We start from the raw sequence: 20434 nt of genomic DNA, 5'->3' as shown, positions 1-20434 counted from the left end.
GCGCCTGTTCCGGCCGCCGGTGGAGCGGATGTCGGGGCGGGTGTCGGATCTGGTGTCTGGTCTGCCGGTTCGGGGGGACGCGCCCCCCGCCCCCGGTGAAGACCGAGGGCGCGAACCCGTCAGACCGTAGCCTTTCGGGCGCGCGCCTTCAAGTGCCAATTGCGCATTCGCGGGGTGATTCCGGGCGGTTAAGCGCCGCCGGACCACCCCGGCCGCAGCGGGGCCTACTGCCCCTTGGGCGATAGTCGGCCCGATTCCAGCGCGCGGGCCACCGCGTCGAGGATGCCGTTGATGAAGCCGCGCGAATTGTCGTCCCCGAACTGCTTGGAAAGCTCGATGGCCTCGTTCATGGCCACCTTGGCGGGCACGTCGTCGCGGAACAGCATTTCGTACACGGCGATGCGCAACAGCGTCAGCTCCACGCGGCCCATGCGCTCCACGCGCCAGTTCTGCGAAAAGCCCGATACGGCCTCGTCCAGTTCGGCCTGCGTCTTCCACACGCCGTGGATGACCTCCCACGCGTAGCCCTGCGGGGCGGTGGCGGGGTCGTGCCGGTCGGATTTTTCGTTTTCAGCGCGATCCGCCACATCGGGCGAGGCGGCATAGGCCGCGCGCAACGCGCCCTCGGTGGTGGCCGGCGAAAAGCTGAGGCCGTACAGCACCTGGAAGGCCAGCGCGCGTTCGCTGCGCCGGGTGGGTTTCTTGCCCTGGTTGGCCATGGGGTTACAGCTGCTCCATCACGCGCACGGTTTCCAGCACGGCGGCGGCGGCTTCCACGCCCTTGTTGCCCGCCTTGGTGCCCGCGCGTTCGATGGCCTGCTCGATGGAGTCGGTGGTCAAAAGGCCGAAGCCCACGGGCACGCCGGAATCCAGCGAGATGTGGGCCAGGCCCTTGGTGGCTTCGCCGGCCACGAAGTCGAAGTGGGGGGTGGCCCCGCGAATGACGGCGCCCAGGGCAATGATGCCGTGGTAGCGGCCGCTCTTGGCCAGCTTCTGGGCCACGATGGGCATCTCGAACGCGCCGGGAATGCGGACGATGGTCATGTCCTCGCGCTCGCAGCCGTGGCGGGCAAGGTAGTCCGCCGCGCCGCCCACCAGGCGGTCCACGATGAAGTCGTTGAAGCGGGTGGCGATGATGGCGAACTTCAGGCCCTTGGCGTCGAGCTGGCCCTCGATGGTCTTGATGTGCAGCATTGGGGGTCTCCTTTTCCGGCGGCGCGCCGGGGCGTGATATGGGGCCGTCCTCCGCCCGCGCGCCGGGCATGGCCGGGCGCGCGGGCGGGGCGGTTATGCGTCGCCTAGATTTCGCTCGGCGCGTCGGTATGCTTCAGTTCGAGAAGATGGCCCATCTTCTCCTTCTTGGTGCGCAGGTACGCCTCGTTGAAGGAGCAGGATTCCAGTTCCACGGGCACCCGTTCCACCACCTCGATGCCGTAGCCTTCAAGGCCGATGATCTTCTTGGGGTTGTTGGTCATCATGCGCATCTTGCGCACCCCCAGGTCCACCAGGATCTGCGCGCCGATGCCGTAGTCGCGCAGGTCCGCCTTGAAGCCCAGCTTGTGGTTGGCCTCCACGGTGTCGTAGCCCTGGTCCTGCAAGGCGTAGGCGCGGATCTTGTTAGCAAGGCCGATGCCGCGCCCTTCCTGGCGCATGTACAGCAGCACACCCTTGCCCTCGCCCGATATCTGGCACATGGCCGCCGCCAGCTGGCCGCCGCAGTCGCAGCGCATGGAGCCCAGCACATCGCCGGTCAGGCATTCGCTGTGCACGCGCACCAGCACCGGCTCGCCGGGGGTGATCTCGCCCTTGACCAGGGCCAGGTGGGTTTCGTCGTGCAGTTCGTTCTCGTAGGCGATGACGCGGAATTCGCCGTACTTGGTGGGCATCTGCGCTTCCGCCACGCGTTTCACGGACAGCAGTCCCGACTGCATGCGGTAGCGGATGAGGTCGCGGATGGTGGCGATCTTCATGTCGTGCTTTTTCGCGAACTCGATCAGGTCGGGCATGCGGGCCATTTCGCCGTCGTCGCGCATGATCTCGCAGATCACCGCCGCGCCCTTCAGCCCGGCCAGCTTCGACAGGTCCACGCTGCCTTCGGTCTGCCCGGCGCGCACCATGACCCCGCCCTTCTGGGCCCGCAGGGGAAAGATGTGCCCCGGCGTGACCAGGTCTTCAGGCTGGGCGTCGTCGGCCACGGCGGCAAGGATGGTGGTGGCGCGGTCGGCGGCGGAGATGCCCGTGGTCACGCCCTTGCGCGCCTCGATGGACACCGTGAAGTTGGTGCCGAACTTCGAGCCGTTGCGGCGGGTCATCATGGGCAGTTGCAGCGCATCGACCAGCGCCGGTTCAAGGGGCAGGCAGATCAGGCCGCGCCCGTGCGTGGCCATGAAGTTGATGATCTCGGGGGTCACGTGCTGGGCGGCGATGGTCAGGTCGCCCTCGTTCTCGCGGTCTTCGTCGTCCACGAGGATGATCATCCGCCCCTTGCGGATTTCCTCGATGGCTTCCTCGGTCTTGCAGATGGGCATGGCTACCTCTGGATATGCGACGCCGCCCCGTGCGGGCGCGGCGTTCTGGTCATTGATTCGGAACGCTGGACATGTTCCGGCCGTCCGGCAAGTTCCGGCCGTTCGACACGCGTAAAGACCCGGTCCCCGTACCCTGCGATGGTACTAGAAGCCGTGTTCCTTCAGGAATTCCACGGTCAGCGCGCTGCCCCCGCCGGAGCCGGAGGAGGCATGGCCGGTGGCGGATGCGCCGCCCTGCCATGCCGAAAGCATGCGCTGCACGTACTTGCCGATGAGGTCCGTCTCCATGTTCACGCGTACTCCGGGCTTCCACCCTGCGATGGTGGTGACCCGCTGCGTTTCGGGGATGACGTTGACCTCCAGAAAATCCGGGCCACAATGATTAACCGTCAGGCTCACCCCGTCAAGGGCCACGGAGCCCTTGGGGATGACCTGGGGGCCGAATTCCTGCGGAAACTTCAGCCGGTAGCGGCGCGATTCGCCTTCCTCGCGCACCTCGGCCACGGTGGCCACGCAGTCCACGTGGCCCGCAACCATGTGCCCGCCCAGGCGGTCGCCCATGGCCAGCGCGCGTTCCAGGTTCACCCTGTCGCCAGTCTTGAGGTCGCCAAGGGTGGTCAGGCGCATGGTCTCGGCCGAGGCGTAGCAGGTGTACCACGCCGCGTCGCGGCTGCCGCCGTGGGTTTCCGCGGTCAGGCACACGCCGTTGGCCGCGATGGATTCGCCCACCACGATGTCGGACAGCACGAACAGCGGCCGGATGCGCAGCCGCGTTTCCTTGCCCGCGCCTTCCACGGCCACGATGCCGCCCTGTCCCTGAATGATGCCGGTGAACATGAAGCAGTCTCCGAGGCGGCGCGCCGCCGTTGTCTGGAACGTATCTCTACGCCTTGGGGCTGTTTCTGACGCGGGATTTTCGTTCGGTGGCAAGGAAAACGAGTCTGGCACGAGGGAGTATACTCTTATTGTATTTGACCGAGATGCCAGATGAAGTTTGACGCAGCCACCGGGCGAAAAGGCAAGTCAGGAACAGTCCCTGGGGCGCAGGGTCACGATGATGTCCTCTCCGCTGGGGGCGGATGCGGCCACGCGCAGGCCCAGCGCGTCGTCCATGCGCAGGGGCGCGCGGCCGTCGAACAGGGGCCGCGCCGCGTTGTCGCCCAGCACCTTGGGGGCCAGGTGCAACTCGAATTCGTGCACCAGCCCGGCCTCCAGCAGGGCCAGCCCCAGCTGTCCACCGCCCTCGCACAGCACGTACAGGCAACCGGCCTCGCCGCGCAACCGGGCCAGGCCCGCGCGCAGGTCCAGCCCCGCGCCGCCGGGGACAGTCGTGGAATTGGCGGCGTCCACATCAGGCAGGCCCCATACCCGCGCGCCCGTGGCGCGCACCGCATCGGCTGCCGGGGATGCGGCGGCCCGTTCCGTGGTCCAGAAAATGGCGTCCGCCGCCCGCTGGTCCAGCAGGGCCAGGTCACCGGCGCGCGCGGCCACCTCGTCCATGCGCGAGGTGACGGCCACGGCCAGCGGCTGGCGGCGCGGGGTGTCGCCGGAACAATTATCTCCGGCAGTGGCGGAGGAGGGGGAATCCGAAACATCGCCGCAGCGGGCGGTCAGCAGCGGGTTGTCGGCGAACAGGGTGCCGCCGCCCACCAGCACCGCGCCCCCGGCATGGCCCACGCCCGCCCGGATGGCATGCACCCGGCGGCGCGAGGCCGCGCAGCTTATCCACTGCGAATGGCCCGCGCGGGTGGCGATGCGCCCGTCCAGCGTGCTGGCCAGTTTCAGGATGACGTAGGGCAGGTCCGTCTTCTTCCAGGTGACGAAGTCGGCCACCAGGTCGCGGCAGTCCTGCTCGCACACGCCCATCCCGCGCTCGCCCATATCCATCCGCACGCCGTGCCGGCGCAGGAATTCCGCGCCGCCCTGGGCCACCGGGTTGGGGTCGGCCATGCCCACCACCACGTGGCGGATGCCCGCCGCCAGCACCGCCTGCGAGCAGGGGGGCGTTTTGCCGTGGTGGTTGCACGGCTCCAGCGTGACCACCAGGGTGCACCCGGCCGGGTCCACGCCGTTGGCCGCCGCATCGCGCAGGCATTCCACCTCGGCGTGGGGCATGCCGCAGGCCGTGTGGAAACCGCGCGCCACAACCTGGCCGTCGCGCACCAGCACCGCGCCCACCGTGGGGTTGGGCGCGGCGCGCCAGCGGCCTTGCCGGGCAAGGGCGATGGCCTCGCGCATGAAATTTTCGAACGGATGCGGCGCGGTCATGGCGCTACGTGCCCCCGCAGGCGCAGCCGCCCCCGCAGCCGCCCCCGGAACTCCCATTGTCGTTACGGTTGCCGTCCGGCGGATTGGGGGCGTCTGGCGGAACGCAGGGGCCGCCCCTGCGCGGAGTGAAGGGCAGCACCTCGTACAGCACGCCCGATTCGCGCAGCATGTCCTCGGCCAGTTGGTCGGGGTACGATTCCGCGTAGCGGATGGCCGTGACGCCGCAGTTGATGAGCATCTTGGTGCAGATCAGGCAGGGCTGGGTGGTGCAGTAGATTTCCGAGCCCGCCAGCGAAATGCCGTGGATGGCGGCCTGCACGATGACGTTCTGTTCCGCGTGCAGCCCCCGGCAGATTTCGTGGCGCTGGCCCGAGGGCACGCCAAGCTGGGCGCGCAGGCAGCCCACGTCAAGGCAGTGGGCCACGCCCGAGGGCGCGCCGTTGTAGCCCGTGGCCAGGATGCGCTTGTCCTTCACCGCGATGGCCCCCACCTTGCGCCGGGTGCAGGTGGAACGCTCGGCCACGAGGTAGGTGATCTCCATGAAGTACTGGGGCCAGGGGAGGCGGGACAGTGTGGACATGGGTACCTCTGTGGCTGAAGGGCCGATACCTTGCCCGGCGGTTCGGCCGCGCGGGAGAGCGGTGGAAGAGCCATGCTCAGGTAACGGCCGGGAAAGGAACCGTGTCGGGCGCCGGGGCGGCTGTCCGCCCCGGCGCCGTCATGACATCGTAGGGACTGGTGCGGCCGTGCCTACCAGGCGAACAGCGGGAACTGCCGCGCGAAGACTTCCACCTCGCGGCTGATGGCCGCAAGGCGCGTCTCGTTGTTGACGTTGCCCAGGGCGTCCACGATCCACGCGGCCACCTTTTCCATTTCGGCTTCCTTCATGCCGCGCGTGGTCAGGGCGGGGGTGCCCAGGCGCACGCCGGAGGTCACGAAGGGCGAACGGGTCTCGAAGGGCACGGTATTCTTGTTGGCGGTCATGCCCGCCTTGTCCAGCGCGTGCTCGGCGTCCTTGCCGGTGATGTCCTTGGCCGTCAGGTCCATGAGCATCAGGTGGTTGTCGGTGCCGCCGGAAACCAGGTCGTACCCGGCGGCGGTCAGGCAACCGGCCAGCTTGGCGGCGTTCTTCACCACCTGCTGCTGGTAGTCCGCGAAGGTGGGGCGCAGCGCCTCGCCGAAGGCCACCGCCTTGGCCGCGATGACGTGCATCAGCGGGCCGCCCTGGATGCCGGGGAATATCTGGCTGTTCAGGGTCTTGGCGTTGTCCTCGTCGGACAGGATCATGCCACCGCGCGGGCCGCGCAGGGTCTTGTGGGTGGTGGTGGTGGTGTAGTGGGCCTGCCCGATGGGGGTGGGGTGCAGGCCGGTGGCCACCAGGCCCGCGATGTGGGCCATGTCCACCATCAGCTTGGCGCCTACCTCGTCGGCGATGGCGCGGAAGCGGGCGAAGTCGATGACGCGCGGGTAGGCGCTGGCGCCGGCCACGATGAGCGCGGGCTTGTGCTCGCGGGCCAGGGCGGCCACTTCGTCGTAGTCGATGAAGCCGGTTTCCTTCTTCACGCCGTAGAACACCACGTTGTACAGGCGGCCGGAGAAGTTCACCGGGCTGCCGTGGGTCAGGTGCCCGCCGTGCGAAAGGTTCATGCCCAGGATGGTGTCGCCCGGCTTCAGGCAGGCGAAGTACACACCCATGTTGGCCTGGCTGCCGGAATGGGGCTGCACGTTGGCGTAGCCGCAGCCGAAGATGGCCTTGGCCCGGTCGATGGCCAGGTTTTCCGCGATGTCCACGAATTCGCAGCCGCCGTAGTAGCGCTTGCCGGGGTACCCTTCGGCGTACTTGTGGGTCAGCACGCTGCCCTGCGCCTGACGGACGGCGGCGGAGACGAAGTTCTCGGACGCGATGAGTTCGAGCTTGCCGGTCTGACGTTCGATTTCAAGGGTGACCGCGCGACCCACTTCCGGGTCTTGAATCAGCAGTTCGTCCATGGTTCGCCTCCGTGGAATGGTTGCGGCCGCGCGGCGTTCGCCTGCCGCGCGACCTCTGGAAATATCGTTCTCCCGTGCCCGGCGAGGGGGAGGGAGATGTTCTGCAAGCCTCCGGCGCAGGGGGCCAAGCCCCCTGCACCCCCATTCAGGCAAGCGAGTTCGGACAATGTCCGATATCAGGCAGGACTGCAAACGTGCGGAACGCGAGGCGGGGACGAGGAAAAAAGTCTTTTTGCGGAAGGAGTGTACTTTTTGGTACTCGACTGAAGCAAAAAGGCTTTTTGACGACGTAGCCGCCCGCGATACGTGCGTTTGCGATATTAACCCTTCCAGCGCTTGTACAGCATGCAGCAGTTCGTCCCGCCGAAGCCGAACGAATTGCACAGCACGTATTCCGCCTGGTACTTTTCCGAGCCGTCCGCCATGTAGTTCAGGTCGCACTCGGGGTCGGGCGTGTCGCGGTTGATGGTGCCGGGAATGATGCCGGTGTGCAGCGCCATGACGCTGAACACGCCCTCCATCCCGCCCGCGGCGCCCAGCAGGTGCCCGGTCATGGATTTGTTGGCCGTGATGCGGATGTTTTTGGCGTGGTCGCCGAACACCTTCTTGATGGCCTTGGTTTCGCACAGGTCGTTGAGGTACGTCGAGGTGGCGTGGGCGTTGATGTGGTCCACGTCCTCCGGGCGGATGCCCGCCTCGTCGATGGCGGCCCGCATGGCCTGCGCCATGCCCAGGCCGTCCTCGTGCGGGGCGGTCATGTGATAGGCGTCGCCGGACGCGCCGTAGCCCACCACTTCCGCGTAGATGGTGGCCCCGCGCGCCTGGGCCGATTCCAGCGATTCCAGCATCAGGAAGCCCGAGCCTTCGCCGATGACGAAGCCGTCGCGTTCCTTGTCGAACGGGCGCGACGCCCTGGCGGGGTCGTCGTTGCGGGCGGTGGACAGGGCCTTCAGGGCGGTGAAGCCGGAAACGCCCATGGGCGTGATGGTGGCTTCCACCCCGCCGGTGATCACCGCGTCGCAGCGGCCCATGGCGATGTCGGTGTAGGCATAGCCGATGGCGTGCTGACCCGAGGCGCAGGCGCTGGTGGTCACCAGGTTGGGACCCTTGGCCCCGGTGAAGATGGAGACCTGGCCTGGCGCCATGTTGGAGATCAGCATGGGGATCATGAACGGCGAGACGCGGTTGGGCCCCGACTCGACGAGCTTGGTGTGGAAGACCTCGATGGTCTCCAGCCCGCCAAGCCCCACGCCAAGCAGCACGCCCACGCGGTGGGCGTTGGCGTCGTCGATGACGAGGCCGGAATGCTCGACGAGCATCTTGCCGGAGGCCACCGCGAACTGGACGAAACGGTCCATGCGCTTGGCCTGCTTGGCCGGGATGTACTTCTCTGGGTCGAAGCCCTTGACCTCGCCGGCGATGCGAGAGGTGTACTCCGAAGCGTCGAAGTGGGTGATGGGCCCGATGCCGGACTTCCCGGCCACGAGATTCTCCCAGCTTGTCGCAAGGTCGTTACCAAGGGGGGTGATGGCCGCAAGGCCGGTCACGACGACACGCTTTCCGGTCATTAAGATTTCCTCTTGGCGGTAATGGGGCCGAACCCGCGCGAACGGGATAGATGTGGAACGATGGCGAGTGGTTGCGCGCTGTTCGCGTGGTTTCGGCCGTGCAGAAGAAAAGCGCGAGAGCGTCTTATGACCTCGTCATAAGACGCCCGCATGCGATCTTTCGTTGCGTGAAGGGCAAGCCCTACTGCTTGCTCTTGATGTAGGCGATGGCGTCCTGGACCTTGAGGATCTTCTGGGCATCGTCGTCGTCGATTTCGATGCCGAATTCCTCTTCCATGGCCATTATCAGTTCGGTCAGGTCGAGCGAGTCGGCGCCAAGGTCTTCCACGAAGGAGGCTTCGGGCTTCACTTCCTCGGCGGACACGCCAAGCTGATCCATGATGATCTTGCTGATCTTTTCTTCAACGGACATGGTCCCTCCAATGCTGTTTTTCTCGTTTCGGTGCCGGTCGGTGCTGCGTACGGGACGGGCTGCTAGCAGTACATGCCGCCGTTGACGGCGATGACCTGCCCGGTGATGTAGCCCGCCTTATCGGAAGCCAGAAAGGCCACGGCATCGGCGATGTCCTGGGGCAAGCCCAGACGCCGGAGCGGGATGGCTTCGATATATGCCGCGCGAATCTCGTCGGTGAGCTTCGCGGTCATGTCGGTTTCGATGAAGCCGGGGGCCACGGCGTTGACCGTGACGTTGCGCCCGGCAAGTTCCTTGGCGGCGGACTTGGTCATGCCGATCAGCCCCGCCTTGGCGGCGGAATAGTTGATCTGCCCGGCATTGCCCATCTGGCCCACCACCGAGGTGATGTTGACGATGCGGCCCCTGCGCTGCCTGGTCATCAGCTTGGCCGCTTCGCGCAGACAGGTGAAGGCCCCGGAAAGGTTGACGTCCAGCACGCGGTCGAAGTCCTCGTCCTTCATGCGCAGGATCAGCCCGTCCTTGGTGATGCCCGCGTTGTTCACGAGCACGTCGAGGGCGACCTTTTCCCTGATTTCTTCCTGAAAGAACGCGGCCACGGCGGCGGCGTCGGAAACGTCCAGCCGGAAGGCGCGCGCCGAACCGCCCGCGGCGTTGATGCCCGCGGCCACGGCTTCGGCCTCCTCGGGCTTGCTCACGTAGGTGAGGTAGACCTGAAAGCCCTCGCGGGCCAGGGTTTCCGCCACGGCCTTGCCGATGCCCCGGGAGCCCCCGGTGACCAGCGCGGTGGAAGTGAGTTCGCTCATTCGGCCTTTCTCATGTTGCGGGTTGCAAAGGGCTCCGCCTTATACCGCAAAGACAGTGCGACTTCAATTGGCCCGTTCCGGGGTATCGCGGGTGAAGATTATGGTATTTTCTTCCGGTGTCCGGCGATTCGTTGGCAAACGGATTTTTTTTCGCTGGCAAGGAAAACGAGCCTGCCATGAGGGAGTATACTCTTGCTGTATTCGACCGACATGGCAGGCGAAGTTTGACGACGCCAGCGGGAAAAAGGCCGTTTGCCAGTTAAAAATGGAGCAGGGCGGCCCCCCAGGTAAACCCTCCCCCAAAGGTGGCCAGCAGCACGCGCATGCCGGGGCGCAGCACGCCCTTGGCCCGCGCGTCGGCGATGGCCAGCGGCACGGACGCCGCCGAGGTGTTGCCGAACTCGTGCAGGTTCACGAACACCCGTTCGGCGGGCACGCCCAGCCGGTCGCCCACGGCCTCGATGATGCGCAGGTTGGCCTGGTGCGGAATGACCAGGGCCACGTCGTCGATGGTCAGGCCGTTGCGCGCAAGCACGTCCTGGCTGATGGCGGCCATGTTGCGCACGGCGTGCTTGAACACGTCGCGGCCGTTCATCTGCACGAAAAAGTCGTCGCCCACCGGGTCGCCCTTGGCGTAGGGGGTGTGGGTGCCGCCGCCGATGGTCAGCAGGCCGCCCAGGTTGCCGTCGGACGCGGAGTGCACGTCTTCCAGCAGCGCGCCCGCGCCTTCGGTCCCGGTGGTGATGACCGAAGCCCCGGCACCGTCGCCGAACAGCACGCAGGTGGAGCGGTCGGCCCAGTTCAGGCGGCGGGTCAGCGCCTCGGTGGCGGTCAGCAGCACGCGCGCCTCGGGCTGGGCGGCCACGATGGCGCGGGCCATGGACAGGCCGTACACGTAGCCCGAGCAGGCGGCGTTGAAATCGAAGGCCATGGCGCCCACGATGCCCAGCTTGGCCTCGATGAGGCAGGCGGTGTTGGGGCACAGGTAGTCGGGCGTGCAGGTGGCGTTGATGACGTGGGTGATCTCGTCCGGCTGCATGTCCGCGTCGGCCAGGGCCAGGCGGGCGGCTTCCGTCGCCGCGTCCGAGGCGTTCTGCCCCTTGGCCAGGCGGTGGCGCTGCTTGATGCCGGTACGGGTGGTGATCCACTCGTCGGTGGTTTCCACGATTTTTTCAAGGTCGAAGTTGGTCAGCACGTCCACGGGAGTGTACGCACCGAACCCCCTGACCCGGCAGGCAATATCGCGCGATGCTGTCATGTGGCTCGTTCCGGCGGGCGCGTGGTGCGCGCCGCATGTGGCAGGGTGGGGGACGCTACTTTATGGCCTTGCCGTAGCGGGTGAGCTCCTCGTTGGCGCTGATGGCCTTGACGAGGCGTTCGTTGGTCTTCTTCTCCACGAAGGTGGCGGCCAGCTTGACGGCGCTGCGCACGGCCTTGGCGTTGGACTTGCCGTGGCAGACGAAGGCGATGCCCTGCAAACCGAGCAGGGGCGCGCCGCCGTATTCGGCGTAGTCCACGAACTGGGCGAAACGGCGGAACGCGGATTTGGCGAGCAGGGTGCCGATCTTGGGCAGAAGACCCGAGAGCAGTTCGCGCTTCAGCACGCGGCCCAGCGACATGCTGAGCCCTTCGCTGAGCTTCAGCGCCACGTTGCCCACAAAGCCGTCGCAGACCACCACGTCCACGTCGCCGCTGAAAATGTCGCGGCCTTCCACGTTGCCCACGAAGTTGATGCCGTTCTGGGCCAGCTTGAACAGTTCGTAGGCTTCCTTGACCTGGGTGTTGCCCTTGCCCTCTTCCTCGCCGATGCTCAAAAGGCCGATGCGCGGCGACTCGCACGCCAGAAGGTCGCGCGCGAAGGCGTCGGCCATGAGGCCGAACTGGAAAAGGTGGTGGGGCTTGCAGTCCACGTTGGCCCCCACGTCCAGCAGGACGATGGGGTTCTTCTCGGTGGGCATGATGGAGGCGAGCGCCGGACGGTCCACGCCGGGAATGCGGCCCATGATGAACATGCCGCAGGCCACGGTGGCGCCGGAATGCCCGGCGCTGACGATGCCGTGGGCCTGGCCGTCGCGCACCAGGCGGCAGGCCACCTGGATGGAGGCGTCCTTGCGGCGGCGCAGGATGTCCGAAGGCTTTTCGTCCATGCCGGCCACTTCGCTGGCGTGGACAATGTCGTAGGCGACGCCGTCAAGAGGGAGTCTGGCGAGTTCCGCCCGCACCTTCGCCTGGTCTCCGACCAGCAAAAGGGCGACCCCCTTGTCGCGCGCCGCCTCTATCGCGCCGGGGACCACCACGGAGGGGCCGAAATCCCCCCCCATGGCATCCACGGCGATGACTGTGGCGTTATTCATTAGGCTGGGCAACCACCTGACGGCCCTTGTAGGTGCCGCAGCTCGGGCAGGCGCGGTGCGGAACGGTGGGCTCGCCGCAGGCGCAGTACACGATGGTGGGCACGGCCACGCGGTCGTGCGAACGACGCATGCCCTTCTTGGACTTGGACTTCTTGTTCTGCTGAACGGCCATGACGTTCCTCTCCTGGATGTCCCGCCGCGCGCGGCGGGGGTTGTGCTACTTCTTTCCGATGGTAAGGCCGCGCAGGGCGGCAAGCCTGGGGTCGCCCTCTTCCTGCGTGCAGGCGCAGGAAGAGGTGTTCAGGTTGCTTCCGCACGACGGGCACAGGCCCTGGCAGGTGGCGGAGCACAGCGGCTTCGCCGGCAGGGCCAGCAGAAATTCTTCCCACAACAGGCCGGACAGGCTCACCTCGACGCCCTGCCCGGAAGGGGAAATGCGGATCACGGCCTCGTCCACGTCCTCGAATTCGCCGTCCGCTTCAGGCTCGGAAGCACCCGCCTTGCCGTGCCCGCGCGCGGCCTCCGGAGCGGGCTGCGCGGGGCGCTGGGGCTGGGCCGGGGCGGGAAACGGCTCGAAGCTGTCGAAGGAATGGTCGATGGCCAGTTCCGCAGGCTCGGCGCAGCGGTCGCAGGGCGCGCTGATGCGCCCCGTGAGCCTGCCGCGCACGAGGCAGCCGTCGTCCTGCGGCAGCAGGAACACCGAGCCGCGCAACGGCTCGACGATGTTGAACGGCAGTGAAAATTCGGCGATGGGGCCCTGCCAGACGGACTGGTCGTCAACCTCGTACTCGCCGCCGCCCGCCGGAATGTCCTTGAGCGGAATCCAAATCTGGTGCATGGCTACCTCGCGAGCAGCGATTACTACATGCGAACCCTTCGGGCTGTCAAGAAAGGGGTTGCGTTTTTCGGGGCGGCGGTATAAGACTCCCATCTCTCGCGGCGGCAAACATCCAGAATGCGTCCGGAACGTGCCCGGCACATCGGTCGACGCCCGCCCCGCGCAGCGCCCCGGCGGGGAACGCCATCGGCGGCGCACCAGAACGACCACGCGAACTTTGCACATATACGGAGGAAAGTCATGTCCAAGCAGTGCGATGTGTGCGGCAAGAAGGCCCAGGTCGGCCACCATGTGAGCCACTCGAACATCAAGACCAAGCGCCGCTTCGAGCCGAACCTGCAGAGCGTCCGCCACCAGTGCCCCAACGGCGAAGTGAAGACCCTCAGCGTCTGCACCCGCTGCCTGCGCTCCGGCGCGGTGGTGAAGCCCGCCGTCCGCAAGGTCGCCTAAGGCTTTCCGACCCCCAGCGTTCAAAAGCCCCGGTGGTTTCCGCCGGGGCTTTTTGCCGTTGTTTTTCCGGTCGCGGAGCCCGGCACGTCCCCATTCCCCGCATTTTTACGGCGGGATACGTCTTGCCGCCGGGCCCTTCGGTGACTATCCTTATCAGGATGGGCGCGCGCGGACATCCGCGGCCGGGGGGCGCAACGCCTTGCGGGCATGCCGCCCCGCGTCGTCCCCACGTCCCCGTTTTTCCGCGCCGTCTTGCCCGCATCCGGCCCGCACCGGGCCCGCCCGGCCCGCATCCCGGCCATCGCCACGGGCGGGCGCACCGTCCCACCGCAACCATCCCGGAGCCCTCATGCCCCGTCTTGGTCTTGTCCTGCTGCTGGTCCCCTTTCTGGAATTCTACGTGCTGGTGGAGGTGGGCGCGCGCATCGGGGCGTTCAACGCCGTGCTGCTGGTGATCCTGTTCGCCATGGCCGGGGTGTGGCTGGCCCGCACCCAGGGCATGGGCACGCTGGCGCGCATCCAGCAAAGCCTGGCCCAGGGCGTGCTGCCCGCCGACGAAATGCTGGACGGGCTGTTCCTGCTGCTGGCGGGCATCCTGATGGTGTTCCCCGGCTTCGTGTCCGACGTGTTCGGGATTCTCCTGCTGCTGCCCCCGGTGCGCAGGCTGGCCGCGCATCTGCTGCGGCGGCACATGAACGCCACCATGCAGGCCGAAGGCCGCGCGGGCGGGTCGTCGGTGCACGTGCGCACCTGGTATTTCGGCCCCGGCGGGGCGCGGCACACCGAAACGTTCGGCGGCGCGGGCGGGATGTTCGGACCGGGGCACGGCGGTGGACAAGGGCCGGATGGTATTGACGGTCCCGAGGGGGCCGACGGCGCGCGCGGCGACGGCCCCCGGCCCTACGGGCCGGATGATCGTGGTCCCGGTTTCGGCGGCGGCCACGGTGCCGGGCAGGAACCCCGCCGCACCGTGGTCATCGACTGCGAGCCGGTGGAGCCGTCCTCTCCGGCTGGTGGCTCCGGCCAGTCCGGTAACACCTCCGGCTCCACGTCCGGTGACGCGGACGGTACCTCGGGCAGTCCGGGCGCGCGCTAGCGCATCTCCGGCCCGTCATTTCCGCGCATCCCATGGCTCCCCCCAACGGATCAGACCGCTTCCGCCGCCCACGGGCGGTGCGCTCCGGCGGCGCTTCCGCCCTGGCCGGGCGCTCCGCCGTGGCCTCCGGGCTTGCGGCGCGGCCGGAGCACGTGGCGGCGGCCCTGCGCCGCAGGCCCGTGCTGCCGCCGTACTGGCGTGACCTGACCGTGCCCGTTCCCCCCGCCCAGAACGCGGCGTTGCCCGCGCCGCTGCCGCAGCTTCCGCCATGTGTCATGCACTGTCTGCCGCGCTGGCGGCTGGTGCTGGAGGCGCGCAACATCCCGTTTATGGCCGTACGCCGGGGCGACCGGCAGCATCTGTTCGTGCCCGCGCTGTACGAACGTCTGGCCCGGCAGGAACTGCTGGCCGCCGAGGGCGAGGACGCCGCCGCCCGCGCCCGGCCGCCCGCGCCGCCCCCCGCCCCCCTGCGCGCCAACGCGCACCTGACCCTGCTGGGCCTGCTGCTGCTGGCCCTGTGGCACGGGGTGCGCATGGGCTGGTGGTGGGATATGAACCTGCCCCTGCCGGATCTGGACCCCGATGCGTGGCGCGACGCCGGAGCCATGGACGTCTATTACACTGTGGCGCGCGGGCAGTGGTACCGCGTGGTCACGGCCCTGACTCTGCACGCCGACAGCCCGCACCTGTTCGGCAACATCCTGTTCGGCAGCTTCTTCCTGATCCCCCTGTGCCGCCGCGTGGGCAGCGGGCCGGGCTGGCTGCTGACCATCCTGGCGGGGGCGGGCGGCAACGTGCTGAACGCGCTGGCGCGGCCCGCCTCGCACGTCAGCCTGGGCTTTTCCACGGCGCTGTTCGGCGCGGTGGGCGTGCTGTCCGGGCTGCTGGCCGTGGAAGGCGGCTGGAGCGGGTGGCGGCGCATGGTGGTGCCGCTGGCGGCAGGTCTGGCCATCCTCGGCATGCTGGGCAGCGAAGGGGAGCGCACCGACCTTGGCGCGCACCTGTTCGGCTTGGTGGCGGGCATCGTGGTGGGCATGGCGGCGCAGGGGCTGCGCGAACGCTTCGGCGCGCCGCCACGCTGGCTGGAATGGCTGGCGGGCGCGGCCTGCGCGGCGCTGCTGGGAGGCAGTTGGATGCTGGCCCTGCGGTAACATGCCCGCCCTGTCTGCACCCGTTGACGGGGGGCAGGCCGAGGGGATGCTTTCCCGCCGGAGCAGGATATTTTTGCAACGCGAAACGGCCGTGGAGGCGACTCCACGGCCGTCGTGTTTCTTGCCGTGCGGATTCCGGCTACTGGGCCTGCGCCGTTGCCGGAGCGGGGGTGGCCGGGCTGTCCGTGGCGCCCACGCCGGGCGGCGGCGGGGGCGGGGTGGGCACCGGCACGGGTTGCGGCGCGGCCGGGGCGTTGTCCTGCGGCTGCGGACCGGGCAAGGGCACGGCCGGGGCTTCCGGGGCCTGGGGCGCGGGGGCGGCAGGCTGCGCGTCCGGCTGCGTGGGCTGGGGCACGGCGGGCGTGGCCGGTGTCGTGCCGTTTCCGGCATCGCCGGGCGCGGGCTGCGGCAGGGCCGGGGCATCGGGAGCCTGCTCGCCGGAAACGGCCGGGGCGGAATCTTCGCCGGTGGGCGCGGGCGGTGCCGCGTCGGCAGGCTGCTCCGGCTGGACGGGCTGCTCCAACTGTTCCGGCTGGACGGGACCGGAGCGTTCCGCCAGCACGAATTCGCGGTCCACGATCCACTGGCGGTGCACCTCGCGCAGGTCGGCGGGCTTGTCGGCCCATTCCGCGAAGCGGTCGGCGCGCATGGCCACCACCACCTGCGGGAACAGGGTCATGGCGGCGCGCAGCGATTCCTCGTCCGAAAGCTCCTCGATGTTGGAGCCCGCATAGTAGGTGTAGGTGCCGGAGTACACCTTGTAGCTCACCGGGTGGTAGCCCTTGCGGATGTAGTCGCCCATCAGTTCGGCCTGGGCGCGGGGGCTCATGACCGGGTCCAGCGAGGGGGCGGTGAACAGGGCGGCGGGCACGACGAGCGCGGTGACGAAGGCCGCCAGGGTCAGCAGCCCGCCTTCGGGGCGGCTGCGGTCCACGGCCTTCCACAGCAGCACGGCGAAGGCCAGGGTGATGCCTGCAAGAATGGGCGCGCCGCGCGCCATGTCCAGCAGGGCCAGCACTTGGGGCTGCAAGTGCGCGCGCGCCATGTCGGGCGCCCACTGCCACAGCGAGGCGGCGCCAAGACCCAGCGCCAGCATCAGCAGCAGGAAGGCCGTCAGGCCGAAGTACATGCGGCTGCCGAACGCGTTCAGGCGCAGCAGGGCGCGGGCGGTGACCACGGCCAGCAGCGGGAACAGCGGCAGCAGGTAGATGACGATCTTGATGCTGACCACGGTCAGCAGGGCGAACGAGGTGGCCAGCGCCAGCCAGATGTAGGCCATGCCGTCGCCCTGGCCCTTGCGGGTGGCCAGCATGGCGCGCATGGAGGCTGGGGTGAAGGCCCGGCCCCACGGCAGGAACAGCAGCATGGGGGTGAACGGCAGCCACGCGGCGGGCAGGGTGGCCAGATAGTGCCACCACGGCTGCTCGTGATGCCAGGCGGCGGTGGCGCGGTCCACGATCTGGTGGCGCAGGATGTTGCGGATGAGGTCCGCGTAGCCCTCGAACCATACCGCGCCCACCCAGGCAAGCAGGGTGGCCAGCATGATGCCGCCGCCGATGGCCACGTCCATGCGGTTCAGGCGACGGGGCATGCCGCGCCACAGGGCGTAGGCCAGGCCCGCCAGCAGCGGGAAGGCCACGCCGAACGGCCCCTTGATCAGGGTGGCCACGGCGGCCAGGGCGAAGGCCGGGAATATCCAGCGGCAGGCCACGGGCAGGCGCAGCCCCCGGTACATGCACACGTGGGCCAGGGTGATGGCGGCGGCGAACAGCAGGTCCATGCGGGCGTAATGGGTCACGCCCAGGAAGTAGAAGCCGCACAGCAGCACCAGGCCCGCCGCGAACGATTCGCGCTTGTCGCACCCGGCCACCAGGCGGGCCAGGGCATAGGTGGCCCACAGCAGCAGCAGGCCGGAAACGGCGGCCCCCAACTGGAAGACCATGGGGCCGTCCACGCCGGGGATGGCGTCCAGCAGGCCGAGGAACCAGAAATATACCGGGGGCTTGTCCGGATAGGGGGTGCCGTTCAGGTGCGGCACCAGCCACTGCCCGGTGGCCAGCATGGTTTCGTAGACGTTGCCGTGGCGGATTTCGTCCGAGAACCACAGGGACCGCGCATCCAGGGTGAAGGCCGTCTGCGCCGCGTAGATGAGCGTGAGCGGCAGCAGCGGGAAGAACGCCAGCAGGTCGTACAGGCGGGCCAGGATGCCCTTGGGCCTGGGCGGCGGACAGGAACCGGCGGGCTTGCCGCCGGGGGAGCCCGCACCGCCTGCGGCAGCGCCGGGCGGGGTTTGCGCCTTGTCCTGCGGCGTGTCGTGCGGGGCGGCGGCCTTGGTTTCGGGGGCGGCGGTTTCGGTCATGGAGTGGTCCTGTGGGTGATGCGGTGGATGACGAAGGCGGCAAGGCTGCCCAGCAGGAGCCCCGCCAGTACGTCGCTGGCATGGTGCTGCCCCAGCAGCACCCGCGAATAGCCCACGGCGGCCACGAAACAGCCGAGGGCAAGGGAAGCGGCCGTGCGCTTCCAGCGCATGGCCAGCGGCGCACAGGCGCCGGCGATTTCCGTGGTGTGACCCGAGGGCAGCGAATTGTGCGGCCCATCGAACGAAAACGGCACCCACGGACCCGCCACGCCGGGCCGGGTGCGCCCGGCGGCGATCTTGATCACCCGCACGAGCAGGAACGAAATCAGCAACTGCACCACCACGTAGGCGATGACGAAACGCACGGTGCGCGGGTCGTGGCGGCGGCGGGCGCGCCACATGAGCGCCGCGTAGACCGCGTACATGGCCGGGTTGCCCCAGTCGGTCAGCACCCGTACGACAAGGGTGGCGTCCGGGTGAAGGTGCCGCCACGCGCGCCAGTGGGCGGTGACCTCGTCCCCGGTGCCCAGGCACAGGGCGGAGGCCGCAAGCAGCGCCAGCAGCGGCAGTGCGCACAGCAGGTGGTGCGAAAGGGGATACGGCTGGCGCATTGCCGCCTTATAGGGTGAATCCGCCGTGAAGGGAAGGGCGCGGGCGCGCCGGGCCCAAAGCCGCCGCCGATCCTGCCCCCGATTCCCGCCGGTCCTCGCCAGTCCTGTCCCAGTCCCCGCCGGTCCCGGCCCCGTCCCCTTCGCCGTACCGTGCCGCGCGGCCGGGATGCCTTGACGCGCCTTTTCCGCTAGACTACTTGATACGGCTTTTCCGCAACACGGACGGTACGCGACGGAGGATGCAATGTTGTCGAGAATGGTGGCTGGCGTCACCGCGCGCTGGAGCGCGCCGGGCGGGTACCGCGAGGTGCTCGGCGTCAGCCTGCCGCTGGTGGCGGGCATGGCCTCCACCACGGTCATGGAGTTCACCGACCGGCTGTTCCTGAGCCACTATTCGGTGGAAGCCATCGCGGCGGCCACGCCCGCGGCGGTGGTGCATCTGCTGTTTCTGCTCACCTGCATGGGCATCACCGGCTACGCCGGGGTGTTCATAGCGCAATACATCGGCTCGGGCGCGCCGCACCGGGTGGGCGTGGCCCTGTGGCAGGGGCTGCTGATGGCCTTCTTCTTCGGGGCGTGCCTTGCCCTGTTGTGGTTCGCCGCCCCGGCCATCTTCGCCTTTGCCGGGCACCTGCCCGCCGTGCAGGCGGGAGAGGTGGCCTACTTCCGCATGCTGGCGCTGGGCTCGGTGCTGGCGCTGGGCAACAGCTGCCTGGGCGGCTTCTTTTCCGGGCAGGGGCGCACCCGGCCGGTGATGCTGGCCAACTTCGCGGCCATGGCCGTGCACATCCCGCTGGACTACGCCCTGATCTACGGCGAGTGGGGCCTGCCGGAGATGGGCATCGAGGGCGCGGGGCTGTCCATGATCCTCAGCTGGGCCGTCACCTCGCTGCTGCTGGGGGGCATGGTGTTCACCCCGCGCAACGAGCGGTGCTTCCGGGTGTGGAGCGGACGCGGCTTCGAGCGGGCGCTGTTCCTGCGCATGGCGCGCTACGGGCTGCCCAGCGGCATCAACGGCTTCGCCGAGCTGTTCTCGGTGACGTGGTTCGTGTTCCTGGTGGGCGAATTGGGCGAAACGGCGCTGGCGGCCACCAACATCACCTTTTCCATCAACATGGTGGCTTTTCTGCCCATGATGGGCATGAACATCGCCGTGGGCAGCATGGTGGGGCAGGCCATGGGCCGGGGCAGCCCGGCCGGGGCGGAGCGGGTGACGGCCAGCACCCTGCACGTGGCCATGGCCTGGATGCTGGGGCTTTCGCTGTTCTTCTTCTTCACGCCGGGGCCGCTGTACGACCTGTTCCTGAGCGGGGGCGCGCAGGACCCCGCCGTGCTGGCCCAGAAGGCGGAAATCCGCGCCATGGGCGTGGTGCTGCTGCGCTTCGTGGCGGTGTACTGCCTGCTGGACGCGGTGACCATCGTGTACACCGGCGCGTTGAAGGGCGCGGGCGACACCTGGTTCGTCATGTGGAACATGCTGCTGGGCTGCCTGGTCTGGCTGGTGCTGCCCACGCTGGCCCTGCGCGCCTCGGGCCTGATGACCCTGAACACGTTGTGGGCGGCGTTCACCGCGTTCATCCTGCTGCTGGCCGTGGTGTCGTGGCTGCGTTTCCGGCGCGGCGCGTGGAAGCGGCTGCGGCTGGTGGAGACGGCGCACCGGCTGCCCGACGCCTGAGACGGTACCCCGGCCCCCGGCCATCAGCCCTGGTCCAGCCTGGCCTCCACCGAGGCCACCTTTCCGGCCATGCGGCCGGAGGGCCCCTTGCGCAGGTCCACCTTCAGGGTCATGTACACCCGGTCGCAGTCCTCTTCCAACGCGGCCAGGCAGCGGTCGGCCACCTGCATGACCTCGGCCCGTCCACCTTCGATGGTGGTGCCCATGGGACCCAGTTGGTACGGCAGGCCGCTTTCCCGGATGACCCCCAGCACGCGGGCCACCCACTGGCTGACGCTGTCCCCCTTGTCCATGGGAAAGACGGCGATTTCGGCGAGAACGCTCATGAT

21 protein-coding genes are annotated in these 20434 nt (G+C 68.4%); 4 read left to right on the top strand and 17 right to left on the bottom strand.

The window, feature by feature from the left end:
* Window positions 1–224: 224 nt before the first annotated feature.
* The 14 genes from nusB to ACR4XJ_RS12915 form a co-directional block, all read right to left on the bottom strand.
* The gene (gene nusB / locus ACR4XJ_RS12980) at window positions 225–719 is read right to left on the bottom strand and encodes a transcription antitermination factor NusB (protein WP_434755582.1); all 495 of its coding nucleotides are present in this window, start codon (window positions 717–719) and stop codon (window positions 225–227) included.
* A gap of 4 nt (window positions 720–723) precedes the next feature.
* Complete coding sequence (gene ribH / locus ACR4XJ_RS12975; protein ID WP_434755581.1) at window positions 724–1194, bottom strand: 6,7-dimethyl-8-ribityllumazine synthase; 471 nt, start codon at window positions 1192–1194, stop codon at window positions 724–726.
* A 104-nt stretch (window positions 1195–1298) separates the two neighbouring features.
* Window positions 1299–2528, bottom strand: coding sequence for a bifunctional 3,4-dihydroxy-2-butanone-4-phosphate synthase/GTP cyclohydrolase II (locus ACR4XJ_RS12970; protein WP_434755580.1), 1230 nt, complete (start codon window positions 2526–2528; stop codon window positions 1299–1301).
* 144 nt (window positions 2529–2672) lie between these two features.
* Window positions 2673–3365, bottom strand: a complete 693-nt coding sequence (locus ACR4XJ_RS12965; protein WP_434755579.1) for a riboflavin synthase — start codon at window positions 3363–3365, stop codon at window positions 2673–2675.
* 186 nt (window positions 3366–3551) lie between these two features.
* Entirely contained in the window at window positions 3552–4796 is a 1245-nt protein-coding gene (gene ribD / locus ACR4XJ_RS12960; RefSeq protein WP_434755578.1) for a bifunctional diaminohydroxyphosphoribosylaminopyrimidine deaminase/5-amino-6-(5-phosphoribosylamino)uracil reductase RibD, read from the bottom strand.
* 4 nt (window positions 4797–4800) lie between these two features.
* Window positions 4801–5367, bottom strand: coding sequence for a deoxycytidylate deaminase (locus ACR4XJ_RS12955; RefSeq protein ID WP_434755599.1), 567 nt, complete (start codon window positions 5365–5367; stop codon window positions 4801–4803).
* A 179-nt stretch (window positions 5368–5546) separates the two neighbouring features.
* The gene (gene glyA, locus ACR4XJ_RS12950; protein WP_434755577.1) at window positions 5547–6785 is read right to left on the bottom strand and encodes a serine hydroxymethyltransferase; all 1239 of its coding nucleotides are present in this window, start codon (window positions 6783–6785) and stop codon (window positions 5547–5549) included.
* Between the two features lie 320 nt (window positions 6786–7105).
* Window positions 7106–8353: a beta-ketoacyl-ACP synthase II gene (fabF, locus tag ACR4XJ_RS12945; RefSeq protein ID WP_434755576.1), complete on the bottom strand. Its 1248-nt coding sequence runs from the start codon at window positions 8351–8353 to the stop codon at window positions 7106–7108.
* A gap of 181 nt (window positions 8354–8534) precedes the next feature.
* On the bottom strand, window positions 8535–8765 hold the full coding sequence (gene acpP / locus ACR4XJ_RS12940; RefSeq protein WP_333506184.1) for an acyl carrier protein: 231 nt from the start codon (window positions 8763–8765) through the stop codon (window positions 8535–8537).
* A 62-nt stretch (window positions 8766–8827) separates the two neighbouring features.
* Entirely contained in the window at window positions 8828–9571 is a 744-nt protein-coding gene (fabG, locus tag ACR4XJ_RS12935; protein ID WP_434755575.1) for a 3-oxoacyl-[acyl-carrier-protein] reductase, read from the bottom strand.
* 259 nt (window positions 9572–9830) lie between these two features.
* Complete coding sequence (locus tag ACR4XJ_RS12930) at window positions 9831–10829, bottom strand: beta-ketoacyl-ACP synthase III (protein WP_434755574.1); 999 nt, start codon at window positions 10827–10829, stop codon at window positions 9831–9833.
* Between the two features lie 55 nt (window positions 10830–10884).
* A complete protein-coding gene (gene plsX, locus ACR4XJ_RS12925) occupies window positions 10885–11925 on the bottom strand; it encodes a phosphate acyltransferase PlsX (RefSeq protein ID WP_434755573.1) in 1041 nt (346 codons plus the stop codon).
* Window positions 11918–12097: a 50S ribosomal protein L32 gene (gene rpmF, locus ACR4XJ_RS12920; protein WP_007527626.1), complete on the bottom strand. Its 180-nt coding sequence runs from the start codon at window positions 12095–12097 to the stop codon at window positions 11918–11920. The genes plsX and rpmF overlap by 8 nt, the downstream gene beginning before the upstream one ends.
* 45 nt (window positions 12098–12142) lie before the next feature.
* The gene (locus ACR4XJ_RS12915) at window positions 12143–12763 is read right to left on the bottom strand and encodes a YceD family protein (RefSeq protein WP_434755572.1); all 621 of its coding nucleotides are present in this window, start codon (window positions 12761–12763) and stop codon (window positions 12143–12145) included.
* A 240-nt stretch (window positions 12764–13003) separates the two neighbouring features.
* On the opposite strand from ACR4XJ_RS12915, the gene rpmB reads away from it, so the two are divergent.
* The 3 genes from rpmB (at window position 13004) to ACR4XJ_RS12900 (ending at window position 15460) form a co-directional block, all read left to right on the top strand.
* Window positions 13004–13213 (top strand): 50S ribosomal protein L28, encoded by a 210-nt coding sequence (gene rpmB / locus ACR4XJ_RS12910; RefSeq protein WP_333506189.1) that lies wholly within the window; start codon window positions 13004–13006, stop codon window positions 13211–13213.
* Between the two features lie 349 nt (window positions 13214–13562).
* The gene (locus ACR4XJ_RS12905) at window positions 13563–14309 is read left to right on the top strand and encodes an FxsA family protein (protein ID WP_434755571.1); all 747 of its coding nucleotides are present in this window, start codon (window positions 13563–13565) and stop codon (window positions 14307–14309) included.
* A 32-nt stretch (window positions 14310–14341) separates the two neighbouring features.
* A complete protein-coding gene (locus ACR4XJ_RS12900; protein ID WP_434755570.1) occupies window positions 14342–15460 on the top strand; it encodes a rhomboid family intramembrane serine protease in 1119 nt (372 codons plus the stop codon).
* 139 nt (window positions 15461–15599) lie between these two features.
* Here the strand turns inward: ACR4XJ_RS12900 and ACR4XJ_RS12895 are convergent, their stop codons facing one another.
* Window positions 15600–17819 carry an ArnT family glycosyltransferase gene (locus ACR4XJ_RS12895; RefSeq protein ID WP_434755569.1) on the bottom strand — a complete coding sequence of 740 codons (2220 nt, stop codon included), beginning with the start codon at window positions 17817–17819 and terminating at the stop codon, window positions 15600–15602.
* Window positions 17816–18430, bottom strand: a complete 615-nt coding sequence (locus ACR4XJ_RS12890) for a phosphatase PAP2 family protein (RefSeq protein ID WP_333506193.1) — start codon at window positions 18428–18430, stop codon at window positions 17816–17818. The genes ACR4XJ_RS12895 and ACR4XJ_RS12890 overlap by 4 nt, the downstream gene beginning before the upstream one ends.
* Window positions 18431–18674: 244 nt before the next feature.
* On the opposite strand from ACR4XJ_RS12890, the gene ACR4XJ_RS12885 reads away from it, so the two are divergent.
* On the top strand, window positions 18675–20105 hold the full coding sequence (locus ACR4XJ_RS12885; protein WP_434755568.1) for an MATE family efflux transporter: 1431 nt from the start codon (window positions 18675–18677) through the stop codon (window positions 20103–20105).
* Between the two features lie 23 nt (window positions 20106–20128).
* Here ACR4XJ_RS12885 and ACR4XJ_RS12880 read toward each other — a convergent pair whose 3' ends face one another.
* Complete coding sequence (locus tag ACR4XJ_RS12880) at window positions 20129–20431, bottom strand: MTH1187 family thiamine-binding protein (RefSeq protein ID WP_434755567.1); 303 nt, start codon at window positions 20429–20431, stop codon at window positions 20129–20131.
* Window positions 20432–20434: the final 3 nt, after the last annotated feature.

The sequence above is a fragment of the Nitratidesulfovibrio sp. D1 genome (genome assembly GCF_051133415.1).
Classification (GTDB): Bacteria; Desulfobacterota; Desulfovibrionia; order Desulfovibrionales; family Desulfovibrionaceae; genus Cupidesulfovibrio.
This window is presented reverse-complemented; position numbering and strand designations above follow the sequence as displayed.